Here is a 19,248-nt window from a genome sequence, read left to right on the forward strand (position 1 = left end):
CGGCGGCAAGCCGCGCCGGAAGGGCCGCACGGCGGTTGTTGCAAACCATCCACAGGCCGGACGGCCGATTTTCTACCCGGCCGCGCCTGCCGGTTATGATCGGCGACAACGTATACTCTCGGTGGTTCCCTTAAAAAGGCAGATGATGAAATTAATCGGTTCGCTCGGCAGCCCGTACGTCCGCAAGGCGCGGATCGTGCTTGCTGAAAAGAAGATCGACTATAAGCTGGAGCTCGAGAACGTGTGGAGCCCGGATACGAACATTCATGCGTCAAATCCGCTCGGCAAGGTGCCGTGTCTCGTGATGGAAGATGGCGCCGCGGTGTTCGATTCCCGCGTGATCTGCGAATACGTCGATACGCTGTCGCCGGTCGGCAAGCTGATCCCGCCTTCGGGCCGCGAGCGCGTCGAGGTGCGCTGCTGGGAAGCGTTGTGCGACGGCGTGCTCGACGCGTCGGTCGCGATCCGTCTCGAACACACGCTGCGCGACGAAGCGCAGCGCAGCGCGAGCTGGATCGCACGCCAGCAGCGCAAGATCGACGATGGCCTCGTCGCGATGTCGCAGGGCCTCGGTAGCAAGACGTGGTGTGTCGGTAATCATTACACGCTCGCCGACATCGCACTCGGCTGCACGCTCGGCTATCTCGACTTCCGGATGCCCGAACTCAACTGGCGCGAGCACCATCCGAACCTCGACAAGCATTTCGTGAAGCTGGCGCAGCGGCAACCGTTCGCCGATACGCTGCCGCAGGGCTGAGTCGCAACCGCCCGCGTCAATCCGCAGACGAAAGAAAAGCGCCCGGAGAGGCGCTTTTCTTTTGCGGGGCCGCCCGGCGAAGGGCGGCGCACTGCGTCATTCGATCGACGCGTACACGGCCTCGCCGAGCGTGAACGAATCGCTGCGCGCAATCGGCCACCACTTGTCGTACAGCGTAAAGCCGCAATGGTTGCCGTCGAGCAGCGCGCCGGGCTTCAGGTACTTCAGCAACTGCGACATCAGCCGGACCTCGTGCGGCGCGATGCGCTGCACGATGTGATGCGCGCGCAGCTCCGACGGATGCGACAGGCCGGCCGCCTGCACGAGCTCCTGCAGCGCGTGCAGCGTATTGCGGTGGAAGTTGTACACGCGGTCGGCCTTGTCGGGCACGACGAGCGCGCGCTGGCGTACCGGGTCCTGCGTCGCGACGCCGGTCGGGCAGCGGCCCGTGTGGCAGGTCTGCGCCTGGATGCAGCCGACCGCGAACATGAAGCCGCGCGCCGAGTTCACCCAGTCCGCGCCGATCGCGAGCGTGCGCGCGACGTCGAACGCGGTGATGATCTTGCCGCTTGCGCCGAGCTTCACGCGATCGCGCACGCCGATCCCGACGAGCGTGTTGTGCACGAGCAGCAGCCCTTCCTGCAGCGGCACGCCCACATGATCGGTGAATTCGAGCGGCGCCGCGCCGGTGCCGCCTTCCGCGCCGTCGACGACGATGAAGTCCGGCACGATGCCCGTCTCGACCATCGCCTTCGCGATCCCGAAGAATTCCCAAGGATGGCCGACGCACAGCTTGAAGCCGGTCGGCTTGCCGCCCGACAGCGTGCGCAGCCGTTCGACGAATTCGAGCAGCCCGCGCGGTGTCGAGAATTCCGAGTGCGTCGCGGGCGAGATGCAGTCCTTGCCCATCGGCACGCCGCGCGTCTCGGCGATCTCCGGCGTGATCTTCGCGGCCGGCAGCACGCCGCCGTGGCCGGGTTTCGCGCCCTGCGACAGCTTGATCTCGATCAGCTTGACCTGCGGATCGGCGGCCTGCTTCGCGAACTTGTCGGGGTTGAACGTGCCGTCGTCGTTGCGGCAGCCGAAGTAGCCCGACGCGATTTCCCAGATGATGTCGCCGCCGTTCTCGCGGTGGTACTTCGACAGCGAGCCTTCGCCGGTGTCGTGCGCGAAACCGCCTTTCTTTGCGCCGAGGTTCAGCGAACGGATCGCGTTCGCGGACAGCGAGCCGAAGCTCATCGCCGAGATGTTGAAGATCGAAATGTCGTACGGCAGCGCGCGATTCGCCCCGACGCGGATGCGGAAATCGTGGTTCGGCAGCTTCGTCGGCGCGAGCGAGTGGCTGATCCATTCGTGCGCGACGGCCTTCACGTTCAGCTCGGTGCCGTACGGGCGATTGTCGGCGACGTTCTTCGCGCGCTGGTAGACGAGGCTGCGCTGCGCGCGCGAGAACGGTTTCTCGTCGGTGTCGTCCTCGACGAAGTACTGGCGGATCTCGGGACGGATGAACTCGAACAGGAAGCGGAAGTGACCCCAGAGCGGGTAGTTGCGCAGGATCGCGTGACGGTCCTGCTTCAGGTCGTATACGCCGAGCGCGACCAGGGCGACGGGGATGACGATCCACAGCCAGGAGAGTGTGTGGATTGACGCGAGCGCGGCCGTCGCGACGAGCAGCAGGACAGCACACCACATCGCCAGATAGCGTCGTGAAAGCATGGGGACTCCGTAAGATTCTTGAAATGCCGCCATGCGTACGCTGCGCGGCGGCGCGCCGCCCGCGGCGGAATCGTGTTCCGCCGGGCGCGGCGTGCCGCAAGTCTAAACCGAATATGGGTCAGCGTGCGTCGGCAAGCGCCGGCGCGTGGCCCTCCGCGGGCGCCGCCTGGCCGGTTGCCGCGGACTCGATGATGCCGCCGCCGAGGCAGATCTCGCCGTCGTACAGCACGGCCGACTGGCCGGGCGTGACGGCCCACTGCGCGTCGTCGAACGCGAGCGAGAAGCGCTCGCCGTCGGCACGTGCGAACGTGCATGCCGCATCGGCCTGCCGGTAGCGCGTCTTCGCGCCGGACGCGAAGCCTTCGGCCGGCGGTTCGCCGGCAACCCAGCTCACGTTGCCGGCGACGAGCTGCCGCGACAGCAGCCACGGATGATCGTGGCCCTGCACGACGTATAGCGTGTTCGACGCGATGTCCTTCGCGGCGACGAACCACGGTTCGCCGCTGCCGTCCTTGCTGCCGCCGAGTCCGATGCCCTTGCGCTGGCCGAACGTATAGAACGCGAGGCCGATGTGCTCGCCGACGACCTTGCCGTCGGGCGTCTTCATCGGGCCGGGTTTCGTCGGAAGGTAGCGGTTCAGGAAATCGCGGAACGGCCGTTCGCCGATGAAGCAGATGCCCGTCGAATCCTTTTTCTTCGCGTTCGGCAGCCCGATCTGCGCGGCGATCTCGCGCACTTTGGTCTTCGGGATCTCGCCGAGCGGGAACATCGTCTTCGACAGTTGCGCCTGGTTCAGCCGGTGCAGGAAGTACGACTGGTCTTTCGTATGATCGAAGGCCTTCAGCAGTTCGAAACGCCCGTCGCGCTCGCGCACGCGCGCATAGTGGCCGGTCGCGATCATTTCCGCGTCGAGCGACATCGCGTGATCGAGGAACGCCTTGAACTTGATCTCCGCGTTGCACAGCACGTCGGGGTTCGGCGTGCGGCCGGCCGAGTATTCGCGCAGGAATTCGGCGAACACGCGGTCCTTGTATTCCGCCGCGAAGTTGACGGCTTCCACGTCGATGCCAATCAGGTCGGCCACCGACACGACGTCGATCCAGTCCTGGCGCGTCGAGCAGTATTCGCCGTCGTCGTCGTCTTCCCAGTTCTTCATGAACAGGCCGACCACGTCGTACCCTTGTTCCTTCAGCAGCCACGCGGTCACCGACGAATCGACGCCGCCCGACATGCCCACCACTACCCGGCGCTTGCTCATTTGTTGACCGCCTGACGTTCGAATGCTTCGGGACGCGGCGCGACCGAATGCGTGTGCACGAAATCGAGCGGAATGCGCCGCCCGGCGAGGTAGTCGTCGACGCAGCGCATCACCGCGGGCGAGCGGTGGCGCTCGCTGCACGCGCGCAGTTCGCCGGCCGTCATCCACAGCGTGCGGACGATGCCGTCGTCGAGTGCGTGGCCCGCTACCGGCTCGCCGGCCGTGCCGCAGAACGTGAAGCGCAGGTAGGTCGCGCCGGCGGTGCCGGGGCGGTCGTAGTGCGCGAGATAGACGCCGACGAGCGCGTCGGGCGTGAACGGGTGCGCGGTTTCCTCGAGCGTCTCGCGGATCACGGCGTCGGCCAGCGTCTCGCCGGCTTCGAGATGGCCTGCCGGCTGGTTGATGCGCAGGCCCGCCGAGGTTTCTTCCTCGATCACGAGAAAGCGGCCGGCGTGCTCGACAAGCGCCGCGACCGTCACATGCGGGGTCCAGATTTCGGGTTTCATGGTTCGGCATTTTACCGGTTGCGCCCGAACGCTGCCCGGCATCTGGTTAGACGAATCCGACCCTCGCCAATCGTCCGTCTCGCCGATGCGCGATGACGCGGGCCGGGCTAATGTCGCAATCTCGCACGATCGTGCGCAAAGTGCTGGCGCGGCCATCGCTTTCGGTTAAAGTGCAGCGTGAACGCCGTTGCCCGTGAGCCGGTAAGTCAGCCTGTCCGGCTCGTTGTGCAGTAGAAATCGCAAGAAAAGAAATACTGACAATGACTGGAGGAACTGAAGATGCATATTGGAGTGCCTGCTGAAACGCGGGCCAACGAGGCGCGTGTGGCTGCGACGCCGGAAACCGTGAAGAAATACGCGGCTGCCGGCCATCGCGTCAGTATCGCGAAAGGGGCCGGCATCGCAGCCAGTTATCCCGACGAGGCCTATGCGGCCGCCGGTGCCGAATTGACCGACCAGTCGGCTGCTTTTGATGCCGACATCGTGCTGAAGGTCCAGGCACCCACCGACACCGAACTGCCATCGCTCAAGCGCGGCTCCGTGCTGGTCGGCATGCTCGAGCCGTTCAACGGCGAGCAGGCGGCGACACTCGCCGCGGCCGGCGTGACCGGCTTCGCGCTCGAGGCCGCGCCGCGCACCACGCGCGCGCAGAGTCTCGACGTGCTGTCGTCGCAGGCGAACATCGCGGGCTACAAGGCCGTGCTGGTCGCTGCGGCGCTGTATCCGCGCTTCTTTCCGATGCTGATGACGGCCGCCGGCACCGTGAAGGCGGCGCGCGTGCTGATCCTCGGCGCGGGCGTCGCGGGGCTGCAGGCGATCGCGACCGCGAAGCGGCTGGGCGCGGTGATCGAGGCCTCCGACGTGCGGCCGGCCGTGAAGGAGCAGATCGAGTCGCTCGGCGCGAAATTCCTCGACGTCCCGTTCGAAACCGACGAAGAGCGCGATGCCGCGCAGGGTGTCGGCGGCTATGCGCGCCCGATGCCGCCGTCGTGGCTCGGCCGCCAGGCCGCGCTCGTGCACGAGCGCGCGAAGCAGGCCGACATCGTGATCACCACCGCGCTGATTCCCGGACGCCCGGCGCCGACGCTGATCTCGGTCGAAACTGCGCAGTCGATGAAGCCGGGCTCGGTGCTCGTCGATCTCGCGGCCGGCCGTGGCCCGGAATTCGACGGCAGGAAGAGCGGCAACTGCCCGTTGACGGTCGCCGACCAGGTGATCGTGCACAACGGCGTGACGATCGCCGGCTACACGAACCTGGCGGCGATGGTCGCGTCGGACGCGTCGGCGCTGTACGCGCGCAACCTGCTCGACTTCATGAAGCTGATCGTCACGAAGGAAGGCACGCTGAACATCGACCTGACCGACGACATCGTCGCCGCGACACTGCTGTGCCGCGACGGCGAAGTCACGCGCAAATAACGGAGGAGACCATGGAAGTCATCAATCACACGGTGATCAACGTGATCATCTTCGTGCTGGCGGTGTACGTCGGCTACCACGTCGTCTGGAACGTCACGCCGGCGCTGCATACGCCGCTGATGGCCGTGACCAACGCAATCTCGGCGATCGTGATCGTCGGCGCGATGCTGGCGGCGGCGCTCACCGTCGGCGTGACCGGCAAGTTCTTCGGCACGCTCGCCGTCGCGCTTGCGGCCGTCAACGTGTTCGGCGGCTTTCTCGTGACGAGGCGAATGCTCGAGATGTTCCGCAAGAAGGAGCCGAAGGCGGCGAAGGGGGGCGCGCGATGAGCATCAACATCGTTACGCTGCTGTACCTCGTCGCATCGGTGTGCTTCATCCAGGCGCTCAAGGGGTTGTCTAACCCGAAGAGCGCGCGGCGCGGCAACCTGTTCGGGATGGTCGGGATGGCCATCGCGATCCTCACGACGGTCGCGCTGATCGTCAAGCAGGCGGCCTGGCTCGGCGCGAACCTGCCGCTCGGCATCGCGCTGGTGCTCGGCGCGCTGATCGTCGGCGGTGGTGTCGGTGCCTTCGTCGCTGCGCGCGTCGAGATGACGAAGATGCCGGAACTCGTCGCGGCGATGCATTCGCTGATCGGTCTCGCGGCCGTGTGCATCGCGTACGCGGTGGTGTCGGAGCCGGAAGCGTTCGGGCTCGTGCCGCAGGACGCCGTCGCGGCGAACTTCATTCCGTACGGCAATCGCGTCGAGCTGTTCATCGGCACGTTCGTCGGCGCGATCACGTTCTCCGGTTCGGTGATCGCGTTCGGCAAGCTGTCGGGCAAGTACAAGTTCCGGCTGTTCCAGGGCGCGCCGGTCGTGTATGCGGGCCAGCACCTGATCAACCTGATGCTCGCGATCGCGATGCTCGGCTTCGGCATCCTGTTCGTCGTCACGCAGGCGTGGCTGCCGTTCATCATCATGACGGCGATCGCGTTCGTGCTCGGCGTGCTGATCATCATCCCGATCGGCGGCGCGGACATGCCGGTGGTCGTGTCGATGCTGAACTCGTACTCGGGGTGGGCGGCAGCAGGCATCGGCTTCTCGCTGAACAACGCGATGTTGATCATCGCAGGCTCCCTGGTCGGCTCGTCGGGTGCGATCCTGTCGTACATCATGTGCCATGCGATGAACCGCTCGTTCTTCAACGTGATCCTCGGCGGCTTCGGCGGTGAAGCGGTGGCCGGCGGCGCGGCGGGCGCGCAGGAGCAGCGCCCGGTGAAGTCGGGTTCGGCCGACGATGCGGCGTTCATGCTCGGCAATGCGGAATCGGTCGTGATCGTGCCGGGCTATGGCCTCGCCGTCGCCCGTGCGCAGCACGCGCTGAAGGAACTGACCGACAAGCTGATCGAGAAGGGCATCGACGTGCGCTACGCGATCCACCCGGTCGCGGGGCGGATGCCGGGCCACATGAACGTGCTGCTCGCGGAAGCGGAAGTGCCGTACGAGATCGTGCTCGAGATGGAGGACATCAACGGCGAGTTCGGCCAGGTCGACGTGGTGCTGGTGCTCGGCGCGAACGACGTGGTGAACCCGGCCGCGAAGAACGATCCGAAATCGCCGATCGCGGGGATGCCGATCATCGAGGCGTACAAGGCGCGCACCGTGATCGTCAACAAGCGCTCGATGGCGGCCGGCTACGCGGGCCTCGACAACGACCTGTTCTACATGGACAAGACGATGATGGTGTTCGGCGATGCGAAGAAGGTCATCGAGGAGATGGTGAAGGCGGTCGATTAACGCCCGCACCGGCAACGCGGCTGCCCGCTTCGATTCACGGGCGGCCCGACCCGAAAAGCCCGACCGGCGCAAGCTGGTCGGGCTTTTTCATGGCGCGACGATGTTCGCGATGCACGCGGCGATCGTGTCCCGCACGCGCACGATCGCCGGATCGCGCTGCGTGCTCGTGCGCCAGCCGATTTCCACCGGATAGCGCGGCAGGTCGACCGGGCACGCGAGCGCGCGCAGCGGCGTCGATTGCGCGATCGCGCGCGCCGCGTGCGCGGGAATCGTCGCCACCGCGTCGGAGCTGGCGAGCAGGTACGGCAACGCGGCGAAATGCGCGGTCGACGCAGCGACGCGCCGCTTGTGGCCGAGCGCGGCCAGCGCCTCGTCGACGATCCCGATCACGCCACCCGACGACACGAGCAGATGGTCGCGCCGCAGGAAATCGGCGAGCGTGAGCGTGCGCGGCGGCCGCGCGCGGGCGGCCGGATCGATCAGGCACGCATAGCCGCCCGTCGCGACCGCGCGGCGGCCCGGGGAATGAACGGCGGCGGCGGCGCGCCCGCCGTCGTGCCGCGTCAGCGCATCGGCGCTTCCGCGATCCGCATGTAGTCGGCGATCCGCCGTCCTTCCATGTCCGGAAACTGCTCGTGCACGGTGATGTCGCCCATCCGCGCGATATCGAAGGTGCGGAAATCGCCGCGCAGCTCGCACCACGCGCCGATCGTCCAGCGCCCGCCCCAGTAGACAAGCCCGAGCGGCCACACGCGGCGTTGCGAATGCGCGCCGAGCCGGTCGCGGTAGCCGAAGCTGACGACGTGGTGCGTGTCGACGGCCTGGTGGATCGCGTCGACCTTCGCGCAAAACGTTGCGTCGATATGGAACGACGGCGCGAACACGGGCAGGCGGTCGAGCGCCGTGCGCTTGTCGGCCGGCATCGCGGACGCGATCTTCGCGAGCGCCGAACGGGCGCCGCCCGCGAAGCGCGCACCGCCCCAGGTTTCGAGCATGCGCGCGCCGGTGGCGAGCGCCGCGAGCTCCTCGGCCGTGAATGTGAGCGGCGGCAGGCTCGCGTTGCGGTTCAGCCGGTAGCCGATGCCGGCTTCGCCTTCGATCGGCACCCCTGACAGTTGCAGGTCGCGCACGTCGCGATAGACCGTGCGCGGCGACACCGACAGCCAGTCGGCCAGCTGCTGCGCGGTCGTGAGACGCCGCCCGCGCAAGAGCTCGGCGATCTGGAACAGGCGGTCGGCACGGCGCGTCATGACAGCACCTCGATTCCAACGGCTACGGGGACTTCGCGATGATAGCGCCGCGCTGGCCCGATGGCTGATGCGCTCAGTGGCATTTCGGCGCGTGCAGGCCGACGCGGTTGCCTTCGGTATCGATCAGGTAGCCGACGTAGCCGTAGTTGTTCGGCAGCTCGACAACCGAGCCCTGCACGACGCCGCCCGCGCGCTTCGCGCGTTCGAGCGCCGCGACGACCGACTCGCCGGCGTTCAGGTAGACGAGCACGCCGTTCGCGCTCGGCTTCATCTGCTGCGGATCGAACACGATGCTGCCGCCCGTGCTCGACGCGTCGCGATCGAACGTGGCCATCGGCACGCCGCCGATGACTTCGCGCTGCAGCGTCGTTTGCAGCACGGTTTCGTAAAAGCGGATCGCCCGATCGAAATCGAGGGACGGAATGTCGAACCACGCGATCGCGCGCTCCAGGGTTGCGGTGGCAGTTGCGGACGTCATGACGAGCTCCTTGTTGTTTGGGTTCTGTATGGAAACCAGCCTTGCATTGCGCCGGGATTGCAGTGTGATCGCGGCCTGCTGACACCGTATTGTCAGTAGAGTTGTCACCCTTGACATGCAACCTTTTGGTTGCATAATAAAGTCATTGACCCGGGAGCGGCATGGATCTCGTTTTCAAGGCGCTGGCCGATGCCACGCGCCGTCAGTTGCTCGACCTGCTGCATGCGAAAAGCGGCCAGACATTGTCCGAGCTGTGCGACGGACTCGCGATGAGCCGGCAGGCCGTGAGCAAGCATCTGGCGCTGCTCGAGGCCGCGAACCTCGTCGCGACGGCGTGGCGCGGCAGGGAGAAGCTGCATTACCTGAATCCGGTGCCGATCCACGACATCGCGGAACGCTGGATCGGCAAGTTCGAGCGTCGGCGCCTGCAGGCGCTGGCGGATCTCAAGCGCGGGCTGGAAGCGGCCCGTGGTACAGGAGACGACGATGGGTAATCCCGCATTTGTGTACGTGACCTTCATTGCAGCGACGCCCGAGCGCGTGTTCGACGCGCTGACCAACGCCGAGCTGACGAAAGACTACTGGGTGCGGCATCGCAACGCGTCGCCCGACTGGCGGCCGGGCTCGCGGTGGGAGCATCAGGACTACGACGATCCGTCGCGTGTCGACATCGTCGGCGAAGTGGTCGAGAACGATCCGCCGCGCCGGCTGGTCGTCACGTGGCGTACGCCGTCAGGGGAGGGCGAGGAATCGCGCGTGACCTATCTCGTCGAGCCGCACGAGGGCGTCGTGAAGCTGACCGTCACGCACGACGGGCTGGTGGCCGGTTCGGAGATGGATCGCGGGATTCGCGGCGGCTGGCCGGTCGTGCTGTCGAGCCTGAAGACGCTGCTCGAGACGGGGCAGGCACTGCCGTTCACGATGGGGCGCTGGTCGAAGTCGAAGCACTGACGGGCGCCGGAGGCAGGCGCGCGCGGGCGCCGCGATGGCGGCCCCGCGCGATTTCGTTGCTTACGCGTCGCCTTCCGGCGTGGCCGGGCGCGCCCTCACGCTGCCGGCGATCAGGTCGAAGCGGAACAGCCGGCATTCGAGCGCGCCGTTGAACAGCGGCGTCTTCGCTGATTCGCGCAGCCGCAGCTGGCCCGGCAGCGAACGGTCGGACGTGAGCAGGAACGCCTGCCAGCCCGTGAAGCGCTGTTTCAGCGCATCGCCGAGCGCGTTGAAGAACTCGCTGTCCGGCGCGTCGGTGTGCGTGCGGCGGAACGCGTCGTCGTTGTCGCGGTTGCGGCCGGTCTCGCGCGCATCGCCGCGCGGGCCGCGGCCGCGCACTTCGATCCGCTCGCCGTACGGCGGGTTCGCGAGGATGATGCCCGGCCCGTCGCACGGCGGCGTCATCCCGCGCGCGTCGACCTGCTTGAGCCATACCGACGGCACGCCCGCTCGCTCGAGGTTCGCGCGCGCCTTTTCGAGCATGTCGCCGGAGATGTCGCTGCCGTACACGCCGAGCGCGTCGCGTTTGCCGCGCGCCGCGCGCTTCGCGTCCAGCGCCGGGACCTTCAGGCCCTGCCACGCGGTGATGTCGTACTGCTTGAGTTTCTCGAAGCCGAACCGGCGCTCGACGCCGGGCGCCACGCCGAGCGCGATCTGAGCGGCTTCCGCGAGGAACGTGCCGCTGCCGCACATCGGGTCGTACAGCGCCGTGCCGGGCGTCCAGCCCGTCAGGCGCAGGATGCCGGCCGCGAGGTTCTCGCGCAGCGGCGCCGCGCCCTTGTCGAGACGCCAGCCGCGCTTGAACAGCGGCTCGCCCGACGTGTCGAGGTACAGCGTGCACTCGTTGGCCGTCAGGAACGCGAACACGCGCACGTCGGGCGCACCCGTGTCGATGCTCGGGCGCGCACCGGTCTTGTCGCGCATCCGGTCGCAGATCGCGTCCTTCACGCGCAACGTCGCGAATTCGAGACTCTTCAGCGGCGACTTGATCGCGGTGATGTCGACGCGCAGCGTCTGGGTCGCCGCGAACCAGCGCTCCCACGGCTGCTCGAGCGCGAGCGCGTAGACATCCTGCTCGGTGCGGTACGCGCGGTGCGCGATCTTCAGCAGGACCCGGCTCGCGATCCGCGAATGGAGGTTGGCGGCCATGCCGGCGGCCCAGCCGCCGCTGAAATGGACGCCGCCCGGCACCTGCGCGCCCGCGGTGAACGGCGCGCCGTTCAGGTGGCGGCCGGCGATTTCGGCCAGCTCGGCGGCAAGCGCCGCTTCGAGGCCGCGCGGGCAGGGGGCGAAGAATTCGTACAGGGTGGGCGAGGACATTAGGCGGGTGAGGACGTGCAAAAGTCCACTATTGTACGCGGCGCGGGCGACCGGGGCCGGCGTTTCAGCGCGGCGACGGGGATGCGCCGGCCGTGCTCGCGTGCCGGGAGGCCGGCGCGGCGGTGCCCGGCCGGGCACCGCTACACCGCCGCAGGCTCAGTGCGTGCCCGGCTGGCCGGTGCGCGCGGCCTGGCCGCCGGCCGGCCAGAACAGCGCGAACGGATTCGACAGCACCGTGCGGACGATCGCGGCGACGAGCGCGCGCACCTTGGTCGGGCGCAGGCTGCGCGAGCGCACGGCCATCGTGAATGCGAGCGCGAAACTCACGAGCACGTTGAGAATCGCCATGCTGAGCACGCCGGCGCCGGCCCACCACAGTTCCGGTGTACCGAGCGCATCCTTGCCCAGCACGCCGAGCGCGATCCCGATCGAACCGGCCGACAGCGTCACGTGCCGTACCTCGAACGGGAACATGAACACGGTGACGATCGCCGGAATGAGGCCGAGCATCAGGCCGAGGCCGACGTTCGCGACCACGCCGGCGACGTTCGACCGGCAGAAGTGCGCGAGCTTCGCGGCGCCGGCCGCGCCGAGCGTGAGGCGCAGCCGGCGGTTGTACGTGAGCGCGTCGCCGACCCGGTGCAGCACGAACCAGTTGTCGGCCCAGCCCGCGAGCAGGCTCGACGCCCACAGCAGCACGCCCGTCAGCGCTGCGTAGAGCGGCGTCGGGCCGAGCAGCGAGAACGAGTGCAGCGTCGCGTGCGCCTTCTCCGGCGAGATCAGGTTCGCGTGCAGCACGTTGCCCGCGAACAGCTGCACGAGCAGGCACACGGGCAGCACGACGAGCACGTTGCCGGAAATCGCGGCCGCCTGCGTGCGGATCAGCGCGATCACCGATGCGACGAACGTCTTCACGCCTTCCTCGTGGCCAGTGTCGTCGAGCTCGCGCGCGAGCGTCGGCGCGGTCATCGCAGGTTGCTTGGTCGCGAGCGTGAAATGCAGGAAGTGCATCAGCATGAAGCTGGCCGCGTAGTTGACGCCCGCGAGCAGCCCTTCGAGCATCGACTGCAGGTGCGCGCCGGTGATCGCGAACTTCACGCACACGGTCACGACGGTGACGAGGCCGCCGCCTGCGGCCATCCGCAGCATCTTCAGGTACTCGGCGCGGCCGCGCGAGATGTAGTGCTCGCCGGTGTCCGCGTTGGTCTCGACGAGCTTGCGCGCGAACAGCGAGAAGTTGCTGCGCACGAGGTGCGTCACGCTCTGGCTGTTCTGGTTCGCGTCGACGAGCTCGGCCGTCAGGCGCGCCATCCCGCGCAGGTCGTCGCGCGCCATCCATGCGTTCAGCAGCGTTTCCGCGCGCAGGATGCGCATGCGCATCCGCTCGACCTGGAACACGATGTCGACCGACACGCCGTTGCGATACAGGTGCGAGAACACGTCGTCGACGGCGATCCGGCATTCGTCGAGCAGCACGCGCAGATAGTTCACCTCGTGCAGCAGCTTGCTCGGGTCGCCGCCGTCCTCGATGGCCGCGTGCGCGGTCTCGACCGCGAGCATCGCGCGCGTGAGGCGGTAGAACGGCTGCGTTTCGAGCGGCTTGCGCGCATCGTCGTCGGACAGCCGGCTGCGCACCGTCTGCGACAGGCCGGTCGAGCTGATCTGGCAGGTCAGGTTGTGCAGCGCGGCCAGCAGGTCGCGCGAGAACGAGCCCGGCTCGTGGCGCTCTTCGTCGGTGACGTCGAACGAGATCAGGTCGGCGAGGCGCGCGAGCAGGTCGTCGGGCAGCGCGTCGATCCATTGCGCTTCCTCGGGCGTCGGGAACATCAGCGTGAAGAGTGCCGACAACTCGCGACGGTTCGGCGCGGGCGGGATCAGCGACGAGTCGATCCGCTCGAACAGCGCGCCGAAGAAGCCCGAGTGCACGGGCATGCCGGCGTCGCACAGCAGCGAGATGCCGTCGCACTCGCGCAGGATGCCGCGCAGGATGCGCGCGGCGTGCGATTTCCATGCGGGGTTGCGATCGAGCACGTGGAACAGGTAGCGCAGCCGCGCATGGGCCGGATACGCACGTGCGTCGGCGTCGCGATCGGCCGGCGCGTCCGGCGTGGCCTGCATCGTGCCGTTGCGGCGCAGCCAGTGCGCGAGCTCGATCAGCCATTCGCTGCGCTCGGCGTACGGCGCATCGGCGTCGGCGTGCGCGAGCAGCGCATCGAGCTGGTGACCGGCATTGCGCGACGCGCGCCACTTCTTGATCAGGGTCGTCAGGGAACGAAACATAAACGGAATAGCGAAAGCCCTGGACGGGCGGGTTCGGGATGCCGGCCGGAGAAACGGCGCAGCGCCGGGGAGAACGGGTGAGACGGGGCCGGTTGCCGGACGATGCGCGGCGACCCGCGATGCGGCTGCCCCGCTGCGGTGCACGCCGATCGCGTGCGGGTGCCGGGAGGCTCGGCGGTCGGGCCGAACGCGGCCCGGCGCCGCTGGTTGGCGCGCACGACGAGCGGCGCGGCCCTGAAAGTGCGTAGGATCGTCAATCGGGCCGGAAAACGCAAGCCGACCGCATGGGATGGCGCCGGTTCCGGCCGACTTTGACAAACAATGCAAACTAGCCGTTCGTCCGATGAAGGCGGTGCGAGGCCGGCTGCGGCCGGGTCATGCCGACAGCTGCCGGCGATCGCCGGCGGACGCGCCGCGCCGGACGAAGCCAGGCAGGCGAACGCATCGGGCGTTCGCCTGCGCGCCGCATGCTTATGTGCCGGACTTGCCCGTCGCGCCGGCGTCGCCGCCCGACGTCGGGTTGGCCGGGCACGGCACGACCGGCGCGGCGGCCATCTTGCTGCCGGCCGCGGGCGCAGGCGCGGCCGTTGCGCCGCGGCGTGCGGCCATCGCGCGCACGCCGGCCGCGGCTTGCGCGGCAATCACGTCGAGCGCGCGCCGGTGGCCGGCGACGAGCGCGTCGTAGCCGTCGGCGACCGGTTCCGCGACGCTCGTGCGGCAGGTCATCACGACCTGCGTGCCGAGCGCACGCACGCTCCACACGGCGTCGACCGCCGCGCGCTTGCCGGGCCATGATTCGAAGCGTTGCACGTTCACGCTGACGCGATACACGGGCACGCCCGGCGGATACGCGGAATTCGCGACGTCGATCGTGCCGAGCTGCGCGGCGAGATCGTCCGACAGTGCGCGGCGAATCTCGTCGGCGGGCGGCGCTGCCCAGCGTTCCTGCTCGAGCACGTCGACCTGCGCGGCGTTCTTCTGCACGACCAGCTGGTTCTTCGCGACCTGCTCGGGCACGCCGACGGACGGCACCTCGATCAGGAACGCCGGGTTGGCCGGCGCGGTGCGCACCGGGGCCGCGGCGTCGGCCGGGCTGAGCGTGTAGAACCGCGCGGGCGGCGAGCTGCACGCGGCGAGCGCGAGTGCGGCGAAGGCCGCCGCCGCGCCGCTCGCGAAACCGTTCACGCGTGTCGTCATTGTTTATCTCCTGGCTTGCCCTTGAGCAGCGATTCGGGGTGACGCTCCAGATAGTCGGCGAGCGCGTTCAGCGACTGCAGCGTGCGCGTGAGTTCCTTCAGCGCACCGCGCACGTCGGACTGCAGCGGCGAATCCTGCTGCAGCGTCGCTTCGGCGGTCGAGAAGGTCTGCTTCGCGGCCGACAGCGTGTCGCGCGCTTCCGGCGCGACCTGCGTATCGAGCTGCTTGAACAGCTTGTCGGCGTTCGACAGCGCGCTGTTCAGGTTCGCGCCGATCTGGTCGAACGGTACCTTGTCGAGCTTCTTCGCGATGTCGGCGACCTGCAGCTGCAGTTCGTCGAGCGTGTTCGGCACGGTCGGCAGCTCGAGCGGCTGGCGCGACGTGTCGATCTTCACGACCGGCGCCTTCGGGAAGAAGTCGAGCGCGACGTACAACTGGCTCGTCAGCAGGTTGCCGGTGCGCAGCTGGCCGCGCAGCCCGTGCTGGACGAGCCGCTCGACGATCTCGCGGCGGGCCGGTTCGCCCTGGCTCGCGATCGTCTCGCGGAAGCGCCGGCCGAGGCGCTCCGGATACACGTTCATTGTCACCGGCATCGTGAAGTTCTTCGCCTTCGGATCGTAGTCGATGCCGATGTTCGTCACTTCGCCGAGCACGATGCCGCGGAAGTCGACCGTCGCGCCGACGGCGAGCCCGCGCAACGACTGGTTGAAGTTCATCACGACCTGCAGCGGCTGGCCGTCCGGATCGCGCATCGCGTCGCCCTCGTCGGAGGCCAGGCGGAACGTCGTGTTGTTCGGCGCCGTCGAGCCGCTGCCCTGGTTCGGCGGCGTCTGGAACGCGATGCCGCCGAGGATCACCGTCGCGAGCGACTGCGTGTTCAGCTTCAGGCCGCTCGAATCGAGCCGCAGGTCGACGCCGCTTGCCTGCCACCAGCGCGAGTTCACGCCGACATACTGGTCGTACGGCGCATTGACGAATACGTTGAATGTCACGCCCGTGCCGTCCTTGTCGAGCGAGAAACCGACCACCTGGCCGACCTGCACGCGGCGGTAGTAGACGGGCGAGCCGATGTCGACCGAGCCGAGCGAATCGCCGCGCAGCACGTATTGCGTGCCTTTCTGGTCGCCCGTGACGGCGGGCGGCGTCTCGAGGCCCGTGAAGTCGGTCAGCGTATCCTCCCCACGGCCGGCGTCGACGCCGATATACGCGCCGGACAGCAGCGTGCCGAGCCCCGACACGCCGGTCGCGCCGATGCGCGGCCGCACGATCCAGAAGCGCGAGCCCTTGACCGCGAAGTCCTCGGTTTCCTTCTTGAGCTGCACCTGGACGAGCACGCGCGACAGGTCTTTCGACAGCTTGATCGTCTTGACCATGCCGATCTCGACGTCCTTGTACTTGACCTGGGTCTTGCCGGGCTCGAGCCCTTCGGCGCTATGGAAGCTGATCGTGATTTCCGGGCCGCGCTCGCGCACGGACTTGATCACGAGGCCGATGCCGATCAGCGCGGCGATCAGCGGCACGAGCCAGACGAGCGACGGCAGCCAGCCGCTTTTCGTCGAGATCGTCGGATCGGGCGGCCGGGGCGCGTCGTGCTGCGGGCCTTGTGGACTATTCATGGTGATTCCCTGAGGTTTCTACTGGATCCCAGATCAGGCGGGGATCGAATTGCATCGACGCGAGCATCGTCAGGATCACGACCGAGCCGAACGCGAGCGCGCCGGGGCCGGCCGTGATGACGGCGAGCGAACGGAAATGGACGAGCGCGACGGTAAGCGTCACGACGAAGATGTCGAGCATCGACCAGCGGCCGATGCGCTCGACGATCCGGAACAGGCGCGTGCGCTGCAGCGGCCGCCATGCGGTGCGGCGCTGCGCGCTGATCACGAGGATCAGCAGCACGCTGAGCTTGAGCATCGGCACGAGGATGCTCGCGACGAACACGACGACGGCGAGCGGCCAGTCGCCGGATATCCAGAAATAGATGACGCCGCTCATGATCGTGTCTTGCTGCGAACCGACGATCGACGCAGTGCGCATGATCGGCAGCAGGTTCGCCGGAATGTAGAGGATCGCGGCCGCGATCAGCAGCGCCCACGTGCGCATCAGGCTGTTCGGCGTACGGAAATGGAGTGTGCTGCCGCAGCGCGCGCAGTGCGCGTGCGGATGGTCGAGCGTCTGCACGAGCCCGCACGCGTGGCAGCTTGCATAGCCCTCGCGGGCGGCGGTCGGGATCGTCATCGGCGGGCGGTTTCCGGCAGCGGTGCGGCGTCGTCGGGCCGGGCGCCCGCCCGCGCGGCGCGCAAGTCGTCAGCCATGTCCCACAGCGTGCGCGGATCGAACATCAGCACGACGGCGATCATCAGCGTGAGCGCGGCGAACGCGAACAGCGCGGCATCGGGAACGACTCTTGCGAGACTCACCATCTTCACGATCGTCACGAGGATCCCGAGCATGAACACCTCGATCATCCCCCATGGCCGCACGAGCTCGATTGCGCGCAACACCAGGTTGAAACCGGGCGGCACGACGCCGCGCCGCATCGGCAGCAGCAGGTACAGCAGCGCGGCCATTTCGACGAGCGGGAACAGCACGGTCGAGCAGAACACCATCACGCCGACGATCGCCATGTCCTGGCGCCACAGCGAATCGATCGCGCCGATCAGCGTCGTCTGCACGCGGTTGCCGTTCACGTCCATTTCGAGGATCGGGAACGCCTGTGCGATCGTGAACGTGATCAGCGCCGCGAGCGCGAGCGCGCAGATCCGCTCGATCTGCGCGGCGCTGTTGCGATAAAGCAGCGCGTCGCAGCGGGGGCAGCGGGCGGTTTCGCGCCCGCTGAGGCGCGGTTTGTGCAACAGTGCGTCGCACTCGTGACAGGCAATCAGGTCGTTTCGTTGCATGGAAAAGGCAGTTGTGCGACGGCGGGAGGACGCGTCGACGGGGCCGGAACCCGCGCCAATCTTACCAAAACGCCTTTTTCGACGCGTCAACGATCGTGTGTTGAGTGACCGAGCGGTAACATGACGGGAAGCCGTCAGCCGGCTGACACGCCTGTCCTCAGAGTCCGCGCGCGTCAAAAGGTTGCGGTAGCATGGCGCCCTTGACAAGCGTCGGACCAAGACCGGCGCGGCTGTTCGCTGAACTGAGGAATCCAAGATGGCATCGAATTCGCTGCCGGCCAGGCCGGTACGCTATACGCAGACCGCGATCGCGCTGCACTGGCTGATCGCACTGCTGATTGTCTGGGGCTTCGCGCTGGGCTGGGTGATGACGGACATCCCCGGCTTCACGCCGACGAAGCTGAAGTACTTCTCGTGGCACAAGTGGATCGGCGTGACGGTGTTCGCGCTGGCCGTCGTGCGCGTGCTGTGGCGCGCGACCCACGTGCCGCCGTCGCTGCCGGGCGGCATGCCGGCGTGGCAGCGTCTGGGTTCTCACGGCGTGCACATCCTGCTGTACGTGCTGACGATCGTGATTCCGATCACGGGCTACCTGTACAGCTCGGCGTCGAACATTCCGGTCGTCTACCTCGGCATCGTGCCGCTGCCGCGGCTGATCGACCCCGATCCGGTGTTGAAGGAAACCCTCAAGACGCTTCACGCGTCTTTGAATTACATTCTGCTTGCGCTCGTCTCGCTGCACGTGCTCGCGGCGATCAAGCACCAGTTGTTGGACCGCGACGGCCTGCTGTCGCGGATGCTTCCCTTTGCCAAATGAAGGATCCCATGAAAGTGTCTTTCTCCCGCTCCATGCTGACCGCGCTCGCCGCGGTGTCACTTGTCGCGTCGGGCGCGGCGCTCGCCGATGTCGATCTCGCGAAGAGCAAGGTGTCCGCCGTGTCGAAGCAGATGAACGTGCCGACCGAGGGCGCGTTCAAGAAGTTTTCCGCGCAGGTGAAGTTCGACCCGGCGAAAGCCGCGCAGGGCAGCGCCCAGATGACGATCGACATCGCGAGCTATGACCTCGGCGACAAGATGTACAACGACCAGGTCGCGGGCAAGGACTGGTTCGATGCGAAGACGTATCCGCAGGCCACGTTCGTGTCGTCGGCGATCGCGCCGGCGGGCGGCAACAAGTACAACGTGACCGGCAAGCTGACGATCAAGGGCAAGTCCGAGACCATCACGGTGCCCGTCACGGTCGCGCAGAGCGGCGCGACGCAGACGTTCGACGGCGTGCTGCCGATCAAGCGTTCGACGTTCAACGTCGGCACCGGCGAATGGAAGGACACGTCGGTCGTCGCGGACGAAGTGCAGATCAAGTTCCATCTCGTCGCCACGAAGTAAGCGGCGGCCTG

At 67.5% G+C, this 19,248-nt stretch carries 19 protein-coding genes and 1 pseudogene; 8 read left to right on the forward strand and 12 right to left on the reverse strand.

Translation table 11 applies throughout. The features are described from left to right. The first annotated feature begins 142 nt into the window (after positions 1-142). The gene (locus tag CUJ89_RS03430) at positions 143-757 is read left to right on the forward strand and encodes a glutathione S-transferase family protein (RefSeq protein ID WP_114176131.1); all 615 of its coding nucleotides are present in this window, start codon (positions 143-145) and stop codon (positions 755-757) included. A 96-nt stretch (positions 758-853) separates the two neighbouring features. On the opposite strand, the gene CUJ89_RS03435 is transcribed toward CUJ89_RS03430, so the two are convergent. The 3 genes from CUJ89_RS03435 to CUJ89_RS03445 form a co-directional block, all read right to left on the reverse strand. Then, positions 854-2,473, reverse strand: a complete 1,620-nt coding sequence (locus CUJ89_RS03435) for an FMN-binding glutamate synthase family protein (RefSeq protein ID WP_114176132.1) — start codon at positions 2,471-2,473, stop codon at positions 854-856. 118 nt (positions 2,474-2,591) lie between these two features. Next, a complete protein-coding gene (mnmA, locus tag CUJ89_RS03440) occupies positions 2,592-3,731 on the reverse strand; it encodes a tRNA 2-thiouridine(34) synthase MnmA (RefSeq protein ID WP_114176133.1) in 1,140 nt (379 codons plus the stop codon). Beyond that, entirely contained in the window at positions 3,728-4,237 is a 510-nt protein-coding gene (locus CUJ89_RS03445) for an NUDIX hydrolase (RefSeq protein WP_114176134.1), read from the reverse strand. Before CUJ89_RS03445 ends, mnmA begins: the two co-directional genes overlap by 4 nt. Before the next feature lie 279 nt (positions 4,238-4,516). On the opposite strand from CUJ89_RS03445, the gene CUJ89_RS03450 reads away from it, so the two are divergent. Genes CUJ89_RS03450 through CUJ89_RS03460 form a run of 3 tightly spaced genes read left to right on the forward strand, consistent with a single transcriptional unit; the run spans position 4,517 to position 7,436 of the window. After that, positions 4,517-5,656, forward strand: coding sequence for a Re/Si-specific NAD(P)(+) transhydrogenase subunit alpha (locus CUJ89_RS03450; protein ID WP_114176135.1), 1,140 nt, complete (start codon positions 4,517-4,519; stop codon positions 5,654-5,656). 11 nt (positions 5,657-5,667) lie between these two features. Then, a complete protein-coding gene (locus CUJ89_RS03455) occupies positions 5,668-5,985 on the forward strand; it encodes an NAD(P) transhydrogenase subunit alpha (RefSeq protein ID WP_069746178.1) in 318 nt (105 codons plus the stop codon). After that, a complete protein-coding gene (locus CUJ89_RS03460; RefSeq protein ID WP_114176136.1) occupies positions 5,982-7,436 on the forward strand; it encodes an NAD(P)(+) transhydrogenase (Re/Si-specific) subunit beta in 1,455 nt (484 codons plus the stop codon). The genes CUJ89_RS03455 and CUJ89_RS03460 overlap by 4 nt, the downstream gene beginning before the upstream one ends. Positions 7,437-7,523: 87 nt before the next feature. On the opposite strand, the pseudogene CUJ89_RS03465 reads toward CUJ89_RS03460, so the two are convergent. The 3 genes and pseudogenes from CUJ89_RS03465 to CUJ89_RS03475 form a co-directional block, all read right to left on the reverse strand. Continuing rightward, a pseudogene (locus tag CUJ89_RS03465) lies at positions 7,524-8,015 on the reverse strand (LysR substrate-binding domain-containing protein); the annotation flags it as partial. Next, positions 8,000-8,686, reverse strand: a complete 687-nt coding sequence (locus CUJ89_RS03470; protein WP_114176137.1) for a helix-turn-helix transcriptional regulator — start codon at positions 8,684-8,686, stop codon at positions 8,000-8,002. The pseudogene CUJ89_RS03465 and the gene CUJ89_RS03470, both read right to left, overlap by 16 nt. 73 nt (positions 8,687-8,759) lie before the next feature. Then, positions 8,760-9,164, reverse strand: a complete 405-nt coding sequence (locus CUJ89_RS03475) for a VOC family protein (protein ID WP_027783582.1) — start codon at positions 9,162-9,164, stop codon at positions 8,760-8,762. Between the two features lie 161 nt (positions 9,165-9,325). Between CUJ89_RS03475 and CUJ89_RS03480 the strand changes: the two genes are divergently transcribed. Next, positions 9,326-9,658 carry an ArsR/SmtB family transcription factor gene (locus tag CUJ89_RS03480; protein ID WP_114176138.1) on the forward strand — a complete coding sequence of 111 codons (333 nt, stop codon included), beginning with the start codon at positions 9,326-9,328 and terminating at the stop codon, positions 9,656-9,658. Next, positions 9,651-10,115, forward strand: coding sequence for an SRPBCC family protein (locus CUJ89_RS03485; RefSeq protein ID WP_114176139.1), 465 nt, complete (start codon positions 9,651-9,653; stop codon positions 10,113-10,115). Before CUJ89_RS03480 ends, CUJ89_RS03485 begins: the two co-directional genes overlap by 8 nt. 60 nt (positions 10,116-10,175) lie before the next feature. On the opposite strand, the gene CUJ89_RS03490 is transcribed toward CUJ89_RS03485, so the two are convergent. The 6 genes from CUJ89_RS03490 to CUJ89_RS03520 all read right to left on the reverse strand — a co-directional run bounded on the left by CUJ89_RS03490 (position 10,176) and on the right by CUJ89_RS03520 (position 17,851). Continuing rightward, positions 10,176-11,474 carry a THUMP domain-containing class I SAM-dependent RNA methyltransferase gene (locus CUJ89_RS03490; RefSeq protein WP_114176140.1) on the reverse strand — a complete coding sequence of 433 codons (1,299 nt, stop codon included), beginning with the start codon at positions 11,472-11,474 and terminating at the stop codon, positions 10,176-10,178. A 156-nt stretch (positions 11,475-11,630) separates the two neighbouring features. Continuing rightward, entirely contained in the window at positions 11,631-13,754 is a 2,124-nt protein-coding gene (locus CUJ89_RS03495; RefSeq protein WP_114176141.1) for a site-specific recombinase, read from the reverse strand. Between the two features lie 471 nt (positions 13,755-14,225). Then, on the reverse strand, positions 14,226-14,951 hold the full coding sequence (locus tag CUJ89_RS03505; RefSeq protein ID WP_114176142.1) for a membrane integrity-associated transporter subunit PqiC: 726 nt from the start codon (positions 14,949-14,951) through the stop codon (positions 14,226-14,228). Further along, positions 14,948-16,567 carry an intermembrane transport protein PqiB gene (locus tag CUJ89_RS03510; RefSeq protein ID WP_114176143.1) on the reverse strand — a complete coding sequence of 540 codons (1,620 nt, stop codon included), beginning with the start codon at positions 16,565-16,567 and terminating at the stop codon, positions 14,948-14,950. Before CUJ89_RS03510 ends, CUJ89_RS03505 begins: the two co-directional genes overlap by 4 nt. After that, on the reverse strand, positions 16,560-17,189 hold the full coding sequence (locus tag CUJ89_RS03515) for a paraquat-inducible protein A (RefSeq protein ID WP_114176144.1): 630 nt from the start codon (positions 17,187-17,189) through the stop codon (positions 16,560-16,562). The genes CUJ89_RS03510 and CUJ89_RS03515 overlap by 8 nt, the downstream gene beginning before the upstream one ends. Then, positions 17,186-17,851 carry a paraquat-inducible protein A gene (locus tag CUJ89_RS03520; RefSeq protein WP_114176145.1) on the reverse strand — a complete coding sequence of 222 codons (666 nt, stop codon included), beginning with the start codon at positions 17,849-17,851 and terminating at the stop codon, positions 17,186-17,188. Before CUJ89_RS03520 ends, CUJ89_RS03515 begins: the two co-directional genes overlap by 4 nt. 256 nt (positions 17,852-18,107) lie before the next feature. On the opposite strand from CUJ89_RS03520, the gene CUJ89_RS03525 reads away from it, so the two are divergent. Together CUJ89_RS03525 and CUJ89_RS03530 are read left to right on the forward strand one after the other, a co-directional pair. After that, on the forward strand, positions 18,108-18,668 hold the full coding sequence (locus tag CUJ89_RS03525; protein ID WP_114176146.1) for a cytochrome b: 561 nt from the start codon (positions 18,108-18,110) through the stop codon (positions 18,666-18,668). Between the two features lie 8 nt (positions 18,669-18,676). Beyond that, positions 18,677-19,237: a YceI family protein gene (locus CUJ89_RS03530; protein ID WP_114178471.1), complete on the forward strand. Its 561-nt coding sequence runs from the start codon at positions 18,677-18,679 to the stop codon at positions 19,235-19,237. Positions 19,238-19,248 lie beyond the last annotated feature (11 nt).

The organism is Burkholderia pyrrocinia, from assembly GCF_003330765.1.
Taxonomy (GTDB): Bacteria; Pseudomonadota; Gammaproteobacteria; order Burkholderiales; family Burkholderiaceae; genus Burkholderia; species Burkholderia pyrrocinia_B.

What these genes read in the sequence shown, in the direction of transcription:
- CUJ89_RS03430 (WP_114176131.1), top strand. Translation starts at nt 143, where the DNA reads ATGATGAAATTAATCGGTTCGCTCGGCAGCCCGTACGTCCGCAAGGCG.
- CUJ89_RS03435 (WP_114176132.1), bottom strand. Translation starts at nt 2,473, where the DNA reads ATGCTTTCACGACGCTATCTGGCGATGTGGTGTGCTGTCCTGCTGCTC.
- mnmA (WP_114176133.1), bottom strand. Translation starts at nt 3,731, where the DNA reads ATGAGCAAGCGCCGGGTAGTGGTGGGCATGTCGGGCGGCGTCGATTCG.
- CUJ89_RS03445 (WP_114176134.1), bottom strand. Translation starts at nt 4,237, where the DNA reads ATGAAACCCGAAATCTGGACCCCGCATGTGACGGTCGCGGCGCTTGTC.
- CUJ89_RS03450 (WP_114176135.1), top strand. Translation starts at nt 4,517, where the DNA reads ATGCATATTGGAGTGCCTGCTGAAACGCGGGCCAACGAGGCGCGTGTG.
- CUJ89_RS03455 (WP_069746178.1), top strand. Translation starts at nt 5,668, where the DNA reads ATGGAAGTCATCAATCACACGGTGATCAACGTGATCATCTTCGTGCTG.
- CUJ89_RS03460 (WP_114176136.1), top strand. Translation starts at nt 5,982, where the DNA reads ATGAGCATCAACATCGTTACGCTGCTGTACCTCGTCGCATCGGTGTGC.
- CUJ89_RS03470 (WP_114176137.1), bottom strand. Translation starts at nt 8,686, where the DNA reads ATGACGCGCCGTGCCGACCGCCTGTTCCAGATCGCCGAGCTCTTGCGC.
- CUJ89_RS03475 (WP_027783582.1), bottom strand. Translation starts at nt 9,164, where the DNA reads ATGACGTCCGCAACTGCCACCGCAACCCTGGAGCGCGCGATCGCGTGG.
- CUJ89_RS03480 (WP_114176138.1), top strand. Translation starts at nt 9,326, where the DNA reads ATGGATCTCGTTTTCAAGGCGCTGGCCGATGCCACGCGCCGTCAGTTG.
- CUJ89_RS03485 (WP_114176139.1), top strand. Translation starts at nt 9,651, where the DNA reads ATGGGTAATCCCGCATTTGTGTACGTGACCTTCATTGCAGCGACGCCC.
- CUJ89_RS03490 (WP_114176140.1), bottom strand. Translation starts at nt 11,474, where the DNA reads ATGTCCTCGCCCACCCTGTACGAATTCTTCGCCCCCTGCCCGCGCGGC.
- CUJ89_RS03495 (WP_114176141.1), bottom strand. Translation starts at nt 13,754, where the DNA reads ATGTTTCGTTCCCTGACGACCCTGATCAAGAAGTGGCGCGCGTCGCGC.
- CUJ89_RS03505 (WP_114176142.1), bottom strand. Translation starts at nt 14,951, where the DNA reads ATGACGACACGCGTGAACGGTTTCGCGAGCGGCGCGGCGGCGGCCTTC.
- CUJ89_RS03510 (WP_114176143.1), bottom strand. Translation starts at nt 16,567, where the DNA reads ATGAATAGTCCACAAGGCCCGCAGCACGACGCGCCCCGGCCGCCCGAT.
- CUJ89_RS03515 (WP_114176144.1), bottom strand. Translation starts at nt 17,189, where the DNA reads ATGACGATCCCGACCGCCGCCCGCGAGGGCTATGCAAGCTGCCACGCG.
- CUJ89_RS03520 (WP_114176145.1), bottom strand. Translation starts at nt 17,851, where the DNA reads ATGCAACGAAACGACCTGATTGCCTGTCACGAGTGCGACGCACTGTTG.
- CUJ89_RS03525 (WP_114176146.1), top strand. Translation starts at nt 18,108, where the DNA reads ATGGCATCGAATTCGCTGCCGGCCAGGCCGGTACGCTATACGCAGACC.
- CUJ89_RS03530 (WP_114178471.1), top strand. Translation starts at nt 18,677, where the DNA reads ATGAAAGTGTCTTTCTCCCGCTCCATGCTGACCGCGCTCGCCGCGGTG.